General features: G+C 39.3%; 4 protein-coding genes. All 4 read right to left on the bottom strand.

Going from position 1 to position 6,673, the window contains the following annotated elements; translation table 11 throughout:
• The coding region (locus tag AACZ30_RS12240) for an ATP-binding cassette domain-containing protein (protein WP_339649658.1) at positions 1-1,243 on the bottom strand (1,243 nt) is incomplete at its 3' end.
• A gap of 12 nt (positions 1,244-1,255) precedes the next feature.
• The gene (locus tag AACZ30_RS12235; RefSeq protein WP_339649656.1) at positions 1,256-3,088 is read right to left on the bottom strand and encodes an ABC transporter ATP-binding protein; all 1,833 of its coding nucleotides are present in this window, start codon (positions 3,086-3,088) and stop codon (positions 1,256-1,258) included.
• Between the two features lie 56 nt (positions 3,089-3,144).
• Complete coding sequence (locus tag AACZ30_RS12230) at positions 3,145-4,539, bottom strand: amidohydrolase family protein (RefSeq protein ID WP_339649654.1); 1,395 nt, start codon at positions 4,537-4,539, stop codon at positions 3,145-3,147.
• A gap of 77 nt (positions 4,540-4,616) precedes the next feature.
• The coding region (locus AACZ30_RS12225; RefSeq protein ID WP_339649651.1) for a PDZ domain-containing protein at positions 4,617-6,673 on the bottom strand (2,057 nt) is incomplete at its 5' end.

The raw sequence follows: 6,673 nt of genomic DNA, 5'->3' as shown, positions 1-6,673 counted from the left end.
ATTCTACAAGTATTTCCCCTTTAGATCCATTTTCTGATGGAATTAGATGGTAAATGGCCTTTGGCTCCAGACCTTTCTCTTTTCTATGCGAAACAAAAATCACCGCGGTAGTACTTTCCCTGACAATTAAATTAATGAGCGAAGTGATTTGCAGCGCACTTTTATCGTCTAAGGAGGTTGTGGGTTCGTCTAAAATAAGTAAAGGCGGATGCTTGATCATCGCCCTACCAATAAGAACCATTCTTTTATGAAGTTCAGATAATTCAGTAAAAATCTTAGCTGATTTATCTTCTAAATTCAAGGTTTTTAGCCATTCTTTAGCTAACCTGATTTCCCTATCACCTGGTTTTTGGTATAAGCCTACGCTATCTACCAAACCTGAAATAAGCATCTCCAAAACAGTATTTCTTCGGTTAAAAAGTTCGGTAAGCGCAGGCGAGAAATACCCGATTTTCTTCTTGATCTCCCATACACTTTCACCACTGCCTTTTTTATTTCCGAATAAGTATAAGTCTACGCCATAGGCTTTGGGATTATCGCCGTAAATCATAGAAAGCAAAGTAGTTTTCCCTGAACCATTGGGCCCGGTTAATTGCCAGAAATCACCTTTTCTAATTTCCCAGCTAATATTTTCTAAAACCGGTTTTCCCTCATAAGAAACTGAGACATTTTTCATTTTCACCAATATATCTGGCACGCCCTGGAATTTTACTGGTGCCGGCGGAATATTTCTTACTTCTGAAAAATTAGTTTCATTATTTCCCTGGAATTCTGAAACTTCAAAGATTTCGACAATTTGTTCATTTTCGACTTTCAATATTGAATCTACAAAAGGCAGTAAATCTTCTTTTCGATTAAAGAGCTGAATAATTACAGTAGTTTCAGAAATACGCTGCAGGCTTAACTTTAAATCAGATACCGAAGTTCTATCAAGACTATCAAAAGGATTGTCTAACACCAGAAAATCAGGTTCCTGACTGAGTAAATATTGTAGCAAAGCTTTTCGTTTCTCCCCACTGGAAAAAGTTCGTAAGGAACGATTTTTATTCAAAATCAAAGCAGAGTTCCCGTGTTTATAATCTTCTTCAATAAATTTATTTAAAACTGATTCGGAAAAAAGCAGGCCTTTCTTTTTCTGTAATTCTTTTAGTTCCGTGGGAGGATTTCCTTTTAAAAGCTGCTGTATCAATTTTCCCTTTACCGAAAAGTTGGTTCCAAAAATTGCGTAGTGGTTTAAATTCATATTGAAGGTTTCTTATTGATAACCCTGCGCCTGTAGGTTGAACAATTCGGCATACAGCATATCGTTTTTCATCAATTCTTGATGCGTTCCAATTTCCAGTACGGCCCCGTTTTTTAAAACCATAATTCTATCGGCTATTCTAACCGTGCTGAAACGATGCGAAATAATTACCGCTGTTTTCCCCTCGGTTAATTTTATAAATCGGTCAAAAGCTTCAGTTTCTGCCCTTGCATCTAAAGCCGAAGTTGGTTCATCTAAAATTAAAACTTCGGCATCTTTCATATAAGCACGGGCAATCGCGATCTTTTGCCACTGCCCGCCAGAAAGATCTTTTCCCTGCTTAAAGCGTTTCCCTAATTGCTGGTCGTAACCTCGCGGCATATCAGAAATCACCTCGTTCGCCAGACTTTTTTGCGCAGCGCTGTCAATTCGATTTTGATTACCAATTTCTTCAATTTCGCCCATGGCAATATTTTCACGAAGCGTTAATTCAAACTTTACAAAATCCTGAAAAATCACTCCGAAGTATTGCTGATATTGGGATTGATTATATTCTTTAACCGGAATATCATCTAATAGGATTTCTCCTTCAGTAGGTTCATAAAACCGAAGTAATAATTTGATAAGCGTGGTTTTCCCGGCGCCGTTTTCTCCCACAAAAGCCAGTTTTTCTCCTGCTTTTAGATCGAAATTGATGTTTCTAACTACCCAAGCTTCAGATTTAGGATATTTGAATCCGACATTTTTAAATTTAAATCCTTTTTTAATTTTCTTTGGAAGCGGTAATTTTTCTTCCGAAGTTTCATCGGAATATTTAATGTCCAGAAATTCAAAATAATCCTGAAGGTAGAGTGCACTTTCGGTAATTGCGGTAAAGCGGGTAAAAAAGCCCTGCAATTTAGATCGAAGTCTGTTAAAAGAACCCGATAGGAAAGTAAGATCACCAAGTGTAAAAATTCCCGCTACGGTTCTAAAAACGATTAAAAGATAAGCACCATAATAGGCTCCTGTACCAATCACGTTAAAAACTGAACCCCAACCGGCACGCTGTTTTGCCAATTTTTTACTCATTAAATAATAAGTGTCGGAAAGGTTTTTAAATCGGTTTGCCAGGTAATCTGAAAGTCCGAAGAGTTTTACTTCTTTTGCCGTTACATCACTGGCGCCTACGTAGCGCAAATAATCCAGTTCCCGACGTTCTTGCGTCCAGCTTCTGGCCAGGGAATAACTGGTGCCACTAAATTTGATTTCATTTATAATTGTAGGAACTACGGAAACCACAAGTAAAATTATCAACCAGGGTTCAAAGGCGACTACCCCTGCAAGTAATGTAAAGATCACCACCAGATCTTCGGCCTGGGTAAGAATATTAGACATAAGTCCAACCCTACCCGTAGTTTGCTGGCGGGCACGTTCCAGTTTATCATAAAATTCGGCGTCTTCCAGCTGGTCCAGGTTTAATTCTGAAGTTTTTTTGATGATGCGAACCGAAGTATCAATACTGTATTGGTCCCCCAACAAACCATCAGTCAAACTAATCGCCCTGCTCATTAAATCTGATAAAATCGCAAGTCCGAATTCTGCACCCACAAGCCACCAAAGTCTTTCCAGGTCTTTGGTTTCAGCAGAAATTTGTAAAACTACCTCATCAATAATCAATTTTCCAACGATAAGAATAATTACCGGCAACACAGCATTTACCGTTCTCGCCAATAAATTAGCGTAAAACAGCATGGGATTTACCTTCCTGATTTCTTTAAAAAATCTCGGTACAAATTTTAGGGAGTCGAAACTTCCCTTAAAGGAAACTTTATTGGCTTCTAATGATTTTTTGGATCTTGGCAAGGAGGCTTTTTTCTTTGCAAGTTACGGATGAAAAACTAAAAGTATATCAGAAAATACTAGCGTAAGTTTTCTAACATGGTATTCAGTTTTTCCCTATCATAGACTTTACCGCTTTTGATCACAGTTTTTATCTTTTTCAAATAATCGATACTTTCCAGCGGATTTTCATCCAAAATTAAAATATCGGCTACTTTTCCTTCTTTCACACTTCCATATTTATCTCCAAGATCCAGAAATTCAGGACCGTTAATTATAGAAGTTTTTATAACCTGGGCATTGCTTAAGCCTGCTCTAGAAAGGGCATTTAATTCCCCGTGCAAAGATTCGCCGGGGTAAACATAAGAATTAAAGGCTCCACAATCTGAACCAGCTAAAAGCTTAACGCCAGCATTTTGCAAGGGTTCTATCATTCGCACACTTATTTCTTCCATTTTTTCCCGCATCTTACTACCGGAAGCTTTTGCTCGTTTTGCTCCTTCTACCCTGTCCTGGTAAGTTTTTTGAATTCCGGGACCAATATAATTTAACAGCGAATCCTGCTGATGATCTACATCCAAAATTTCCGCCAGGGTTTTTCCGATATATAGTGTGGGTGTTACATACACATTTTCCTCACTCATTTTAGCGAAAACCTCTGCTGCAAGTTCGGGATCGTAAGTATCTATTAATGGTTCTATCATTCCGTAGCCAAGATCGAGTTTAGTAAGGCTATCGGCGGCAGGAGAACAGGCTTTCAGTGGATAATACATATGCTCGGCACCATCAAGACCTAACGAAACCGCTTTCATGAAATCGGCGCTCATGGGCATATGGCCGGTGATTTTTAGGCCACGTTTTTCAGTTTCTTTAATGATATTGTAATAATTTTCTGCGGAAAGATTTCCATCATAGGTCTTTACGTAATCTACATCTAATTTCTCCAGGGAATCTAAGGCAGCTCCAATATCGCTCGAATTTGAAACTTTTATAGACCCAGGCCAGGCCGGTTTATCACCATCCAGCTTGGGCCCCGAACTAAAAATCCTGGGACCATCTAATTCACTATTAGCAATTTGATCTTTCCATTCCATTACACTCGGAGTGATATCACCACCGGCATCGCGTACAGTGGTAATTCCGTATGCTAAAAAAAGTGGTAGAAGGTCTTTGTTTTCTTCTACCAAAGTATCACCCCCTCTAAAATGAACGTGGTTATCCCATAGTCCCGGTATTACAAACTTTCCTTCGGCATCAATTAATCGATCGGCAACAAATTTCTCATTCTCAATACTTTCACGAACCTCAACAATTTCACCATCTGAAATAAAAATTGATTGTCCTTTGCTTAGACTTTCACTCTCTACATCTATAATTTGAGCATTATAAATAACAAGGTCGTATACTTTGCTTTCATTATTCTTACAAGATGACAGGGTAATCGCCAGCAATACTAAATAAGTGAGTTTATTCATTTTTATAAGGCTTTTAGACAGAAACCTGGTAATCCAAATTCCCGCTTTCTAAATTTTAGATTATTCGCAAAAGAATATTAGTTATCTGTTTTATCAGGATATACCGGGGAAGGCACTTCTTTCGGCGGGTTTTCCTCCAGCTGTTTCAGCACAATCTCAATAGCCTTTTCCAGTTGAGGATCTCTCCCTTCTATAACTTCTTCCGGCCATTGTTCCACCTCAACATCAGGTGCCACTCCTTCGTTTTCTACACTAAAGCCTTCTTCCGTATAAAAAGCAACATTTGGCGCAGTAACAGAGCCGCCATCTATAAATTCAGGATAACCCAAAACGCCTACCAGGCCGCCCCAGGTAGTTTTCCCGACGATAGTACCCAAATCAAATTTTCTAAACATCCACGGCAGGTAATCTCCCCCCGAACCGGCAGTTTCATCGGTAATCATCACTTTTGGTCCCTGAATAGAAGCACTTGGCGATTTGAGATCCTTTCCATAGCGAAATCTCCAGTGTGCCTGCTCAGGTTTTTTAAGGATATCTATAACGTAATCTGCTAACTGCCCACCGCCATTAAAACGTTCATCTACAATAATCGCCTGCTTGTTCGCCTGCGGGAAGAAGTAGCGTTTAAAGTACTCATGTCCTTCCGTGGCAGTATTTGGCACATAAACATAGGCAACGCGGCCATCGGTAGCTTCGTGCACCTTTTGAATATTGCCTTCTATCCAATCACGGTTTCTTAAAGCAATTTCATTTTCAACCGGAGTTACTTTAATTTTTCTTGAATTCTTCATATTAGGATTAGGACCCACGGTGAGCATCACTATTTTCCCCGCCGTATTTTCAAAAAACTTATATATATTATCACTGGCCTTTAGCTCTTCGCCATCTACTGCTAAAAGATAATCGCCTTCTTTCACATCTACTCCCGGTTCGGTTAGTGGAGAACGCAAATTAGGATTCCAATTGAGTCCGCCATAGATTTTTTCAAACCTATACCTGTCATTTTCTATGCTGAAATCTGCTCCCAGGAGACCACCTTTTACAGATTCTTTAGAATGAAGCCTGTCACCTCTACTCGAGAAACGGTGATGCCCCACTCCAAGTTCGCTAAACATCCATTCCATTACGCGGTATAGATCGCTTCGGGAAGTAACATCTCCTATAAAAGGTTCGTATTTCTCTTTCATTTTATCCCAGTCTACGCCGTGCATTCCGGGATCATAAAAGTAGTCCCGGTTAACTCGCCAGGCCTCATCAAAAATATTTGGCCACTCGGCTACTGGATCAATTTTAACCTGAATATCGCCGGTATTAAGCGTTCGCTTTTCTTCAATTTTATCAATTTCAGCGATGCCCCATTTATCTTCTGCCTTATAAAGTATTTTTTTGCCATTTGCAGAAATCTCGTAAGAACTGGCCGGCATTATCTCCTTATTCTCCCTTTCTTTAAGATCATACATATTTAAGGTGCCTTTATTCTGTTCGTGAGGAGGATAAGCTAAATAATAGAGATTTCCTTCCTTTGGAGAACTTAGGTTCGCATATTTACCGGCGGGAAGCGGCACATCTACGATCCTGTTTTCTATTCCATCGAAATCGATTTTCAAGTCGGGAGCTTTCACTTCTTTATCCTCTTCTTCTGCCTTCTTCTTTTTTTCTTCTTCTTTTTCTGCTTTCTCTATCTTTTCAACATCATTTTCTCTGGCAAATGGAGATTCTACATCCTTCTGCAAAGTCACCAGGTAAATCGAACTGCTCATTTCCATATCCTGATTAGACTGATCAAACCAATTTACCACCGGCCCGGCATCTGTAGAAGCTAGCATATAAAGATATTTTCCGCTGGGATCAAAAACCGGACTTGAAACGCTGGAAAAGCCATCGGAAATTGCATAGGATTTATCCTCTGAAAGCGAATACACATAGGCTTGTTCAAAACTGGTGCCTGTTACTATGGTATAACTAATCCAATTAGAATCGTGAGACCAGCTACCAAAAAGATCTCTAAAAACTCCCGGGATATATCTTTTGTCCTGGGAAACTTTGGTCACTTTTCCAGAATCTATGTTTAACACATATAGATTACGCCCATTATCTACAAAACTTATTTTCTTACTATCTGGAGACCACTTTG

Source organism: uncultured Salegentibacter sp. (assembly GCF_963972535.1).
Taxonomy (GTDB): domain Bacteria; phylum Bacteroidota; class Bacteroidia; order Flavobacteriales; family Flavobacteriaceae; genus Salegentibacter.
The sequence above is the reverse complement of the archived record's forward strand: the minus strand, read 5'-3'. Positions and strand labels throughout refer to the sequence as shown.